At 66.8% G+C, this 2,775-nt stretch carries 4 protein-coding genes and 1 pseudogene; 1 reads left to right on the top strand and 4 read right to left on the bottom strand.

Annotation, left to right across the window (positions count from 1 at the left end):
* Window positions 1-398, bottom strand: a pseudogene (locus GH737_RS14095) (energy transducer TonB); the annotation flags it as partial.
* Between the two features lie 96 nt (window positions 399-494).
* On the bottom strand, window positions 495-626 hold the full coding sequence (locus tag GH737_RS14100; protein ID WP_155265410.1) for a KGG domain-containing protein: 132 nt from the start codon (window positions 624-626) through the stop codon (window positions 495-497).
* A 204-nt stretch (window positions 627-830) separates the two neighbouring features.
* On the opposite strand from GH737_RS14100, the gene GH737_RS14105 reads away from it, so the two are divergent.
* A complete protein-coding gene (locus GH737_RS14105; protein ID WP_155265411.1) occupies window positions 831-1,088 on the top strand; it encodes a c-type cytochrome in 258 nt (85 codons plus the stop codon).
* Window positions 1,089-1,092: 4 nt separating this feature from the next.
* On the opposite strand, the gene GH737_RS14110 is transcribed toward GH737_RS14105, so the two are convergent.
* Window positions 1,093-1,914: a COG4705 family protein gene (locus tag GH737_RS14110; RefSeq protein ID WP_155265412.1), complete on the bottom strand. Its 822-nt coding sequence runs from the start codon at window positions 1,912-1,914 to the stop codon at window positions 1,093-1,095.
* Between the two features lie 9 nt (window positions 1,915-1,923).
* A partial coding sequence (locus GH737_RS14115) for a TonB-dependent receptor domain-containing protein (protein WP_155265413.1) occupies window positions 1,924-2,775 on the bottom strand: 852 nt, incomplete at its 5' end.

Raw genomic sequence — 2,775 nt, forward strand, 5'->3', positions numbered from 1 at the left:
CCGCCCGCGCCCGTGCCCGGCCCGACAACCGGCGCGGCGCCCTGCGTCGGCTGGGTTCCTTCGCGCGGGGTCTCGCTTGCGGCGATCTGCGGCAGCGGGGGAACGACCACCTCCGGCTCGGGCACTTTCACGGGCGTCGCCTCGCTTCGTATGTTCGGAGGCGCGGAGCCGCCCTCCTTTTCCTTGGGTTTCGCCTGCTCCCGCTGCTTCGGCGGCGGTGGCGGTGGAGGCGGCGGTGGCTGGTTGATGTCGAACACTCGCATTACAGCCTGACCTCCCGGCAAATCCATGTTCCCGGACAGGTTCAGCAAGGCGACCAGCAGCAGCGCGTGGATCGCAATCACCGCGGCGATCGCGCCGCTCCGGTCCCGGTTGCTGATGTCGGTTCGGTAGGCCACGGCCCCTCAACGCCATGCCGCCCCACGCGTTGCGCGCAAGCAAAAGCGCCGGGCGGTGCTTACGCGCCCGGCGCTTTTATCGACTTGGTAATCGGGTTAGCGGCTGGAGCTGCTCTTGCGCCCGCCGCCGTGGCTCGCCTTGCCGCCCTTGCTGGCGATTGCGCGTTGCTTCTCCGGGTCCATCGCCGCGAAACCGCGCTTCGATCTTCCGCTTCTGTTCGTCGCCATGTCTGGTCTCCACATTGCCGTTCGGCGGACGTGAAAACGCCGGCCCGGGCGCGCGGTTCACATTGCTGATGGAAGTTAGGAAACGGCTGTTGTCGAGCCGAACGCCTGTTGCTGCCGCGGGTCAATTTTGTTGCGCAAACGGAACCTGCAACCGCTGCCAGCTTTTCGGACGGCGACAGCATCTTCTCTGATCAATGTTGAACGATGTTCATCCAGTACGGCTGCGGCAGCTGCCACGCGCTCAAAAACGTCCGCACCGCGATCGGGATGGTCGGACCGCCGCTCGACGGCGTCGCGTTGCGGGCGATTATCGCCGGCCGTCTGTCGAACCCGCCGGCGAACATGGAAAAGTGGATCCGCGATCCGCAGCATGTCTCTCCGGGCACCGCGATGCCCGATCTCAACGTCGGCGAAGACGACGCGCGCGACATCACCGCCTTCCTCTACACCCGCGCGAAATAGCGGCTCAGTCCGGTGCGGCCTTCGGGTGCGTTCCAGCCCGCTGCGGTACGACCGCGATCAGAATGACGATCGCGGCCGCAAGCACCACCGATGCGACCGGGCGGCTGAGGTCGAGCCCGCCGCTCGCGACCGGCTTGTCGAGGAAGTCTCCCACCGTTGCCCCAAGCGGGCGCGTCAGGATGAACGCTGCCCAGAACAGCAGCACGCGGTTCGACTTCGTCGTGAAATAGACAATCGCAAGCAGCGCCAGTGCTGCTCCGAAGACCAGCGCCGCGCCTGAATATCCGAGTCCCCACCCGCCTTCGCCGAGGTCGTCCGCCGCCCAGTCGCCAAGCGCCGTCCCGAGCGTCTGCGAGAAGGTTATCGTCAGCCAGTAGAACAGCTCGGCCTTCGCCGTCGCGATCGTGTTCACGTCCACCGTTCCCACTGTCCGCCGCCATGCGAACAGCGACAACAGCACGCACGCGAGCAGCAGCAGCGAGCCGCCCGGATAGCCGATGCCGAGCGACCGGTCGGCGAAATCGGCAAGAGTCGTTCCGCAGGTAGTGGATGCGATGATCGTCGCCCAATAGAGCCACGCATTGAAGCGCCTGGCGCGCACTTGCAGCCATACCAGCACGATCAGCAGCAGCCCGAACATCGCCGTGCCGGCGAGATAGCCGTTGATACCTGATTGACCCGCTTGCGCAGTCGTTTCTCCAAGCCAGCTCATGCTGACCGTGTCGCCGCCGGTTTCGCCGAGCGTGGTCGCGAGGATCTTGATCGCCCAGAAACCGAGCGTGATTGCCGGGACCTTGCTCAGCGCTTGCGCTCGATCGATCGCCATCCTTCTCGCCTACCTGAGCCGCAGGCCGATCCATAGCGTGCGCGGGGTTGCGCGCTCGATCGAGCCGTCGCCGTTGATGCCCGCCATTACCAGCGCGTTCGTCAGGTTCTCGCCGCGGGCGATCAGTTGCAGCCGGTCGGTCAGCGGCCATGAGGCGAAGGCGTCGATGGTGGTCGCGCCATTCAGTACACCGCTGTTGAGATCGTCATCGAACTGCGCGCCGACGCGGCGAACGATTAGCTGCGCCCCCTTGCCGTCCCTTTCCCATCCGGCGGCGAGTGTCCCGGTAAGCCTGGGCGTCTGCGCGGGGCGGAGGCCGTCGAGGAAGGTCGCCACGCCGCTGCCCTCCATTCGCGCGTGAGTCAGGCTCGCGCCGGCGCGGAGCGACCATGGCCCGTGCGCCCACTCGGCCGACGCTTCGATCCCGCGGACCTTCACCGCGTCGACATTCTGCCGCTGAAGATACGTGCCCCCCGCCGGCACGAAGCCAACGCCTGGGAAGCTGCCCGGACCGTGGCCCAGCGTGACGTTGGCAATCGCGTCCTTCAGCCGGTTCGCAAAGCCGGTCAGCGACAGCCGCAGCGGTCCGTTCGAATAGTCGATCCCGGCTTCGGCGCCAGCGAGCAGCTCGGGGTCGAGGTCCGGGTTTGCCGCGGTTGCGTCCCGGCCCACACGGAACGGTCGGAACAGCTCGTTGAGCGTCGGCATGCGCCAGCCGAGATAGGCGGCGGAGCGCGCGCTTGGAGTCGTCGTGATCATGGTCACGTGAGCGCCCAAAGCCGCGCCGATCTTCACCCCCATGTGGCCGAGACCGCCGAGGCCGACGACCGCCGTCCTGGTGGTCGGCCCGACATTGTACTG

It is taken from the genome of Sphingomonas segetis (genome assembly GCF_009720245.1).
In the GTDB taxonomy this organism is placed as follows: domain Bacteria; phylum Pseudomonadota; class Alphaproteobacteria; order Sphingomonadales; family Sphingomonadaceae; genus Sphingomicrobium; species Sphingomicrobium segetis.